We start from the raw sequence: 881 nt of genomic DNA, 5'->3' as shown, positions 1-881 counted from the left end.
ACCGGGGCACCGTCGGCGACGACGGTCTGCGCCGGGGCGGCGAAACCGCGTTCGAGGAGCCAGGCGCGGATGATGGGCCCCGTGGTGTCGGGCCGCTCGCCGGCGGCGGCCCGCGTCGAGGCGACTACCACGCGCGCATCGCGCCCGGTCATTCGAGCTGCCAATCGCCGCTCTTGCCGCCCGACTTCGCGAGTACGCGCACCCCGCTGATCACGGCGTGACGGTCGACGGCCTTGATCATGTCGTAGAGGGTGAGCGCGGCGACGCTCGCCGCGGTGAGCGCCTCCATCTCGACGCCGGTCACCCCGCGGACCGAGGCGGTCGAGACGATGCGCACGCGGTCCCCCCGGGCCTCGAAGTCGACGGAGAGTTTGGTGAGCGGAAGGGGGTGGCAGAGGGGGATCAGCTCCCACGTGCGCTTCGCCGCCATGATGCCGGCGATGCGCGCCGTGCCGAGGGCTTCGCCCTTGGGGAGGTCACCGGCCATGAGGCGATCGACCACGTCGGCGCGGGTCTCGAGGGTGGCCTCGGCCCGCGCGGTACGGGAGGTGACGGCCTTCTCGGTGACGTCGACCATGTGCGCACTGCCGTCCGCTCGCAGGTGGGTGAGGTCGGGCGCGGTGGTGGGGTGCGTGTCAGTCATCGATCCTCCAGATCTCGATCGGGGCTCCGGCGGGGAGGTGATCCACCCCTACCGGGAGATGCGCCAGTACTTCGGCGGACGCGAGATCCGCGAGCAGGTGGGAACTCGGCGGAGTCACATGCACGCGCCCGGCCTCATCGACGCGCCCGCGCCTCAGCTGGTGCTTCTGCGGCGGCGAGTCGACCGCGTGGGCGAGCGGCAGGTGCTCGGAGGGGCGCAGTGCCGGCCGGCCGGCGTG

Annotated in this window: 1 protein-coding gene and 1 pseudogene; both read right to left on the bottom strand. The window is 72.8% G+C overall.

The window, feature by feature from the left end; genetic code table 11:
• Window positions 1-148: 148 nt before the first annotated feature.
• On the bottom strand, window positions 149-643 hold the full coding sequence (gene moaC, locus ACFPZL_RS13775; protein ID WP_218113956.1) for a cyclic pyranopterin monophosphate synthase MoaC: 495 nt from the start codon (window positions 641-643) through the stop codon (window positions 149-151).
• Window positions 636-881: pseudogene (locus tag ACFPZL_RS13770) on the bottom strand (hypothetical protein); the annotation flags it as partial. The gene moaC and the pseudogene ACFPZL_RS13770, both read right to left, overlap by 8 nt.

It is taken from the genome of Leucobacter soli (genome assembly GCF_042659205.1).
GTDB lineage: Bacteria > Actinomycetota > Actinomycetes > Actinomycetales > Microbacteriaceae > Leucobacter > Leucobacter soli.
Note: the sequence above shows the minus strand (reverse complement) of the source record. Positions and strands in the feature narration are given on the sequence as shown.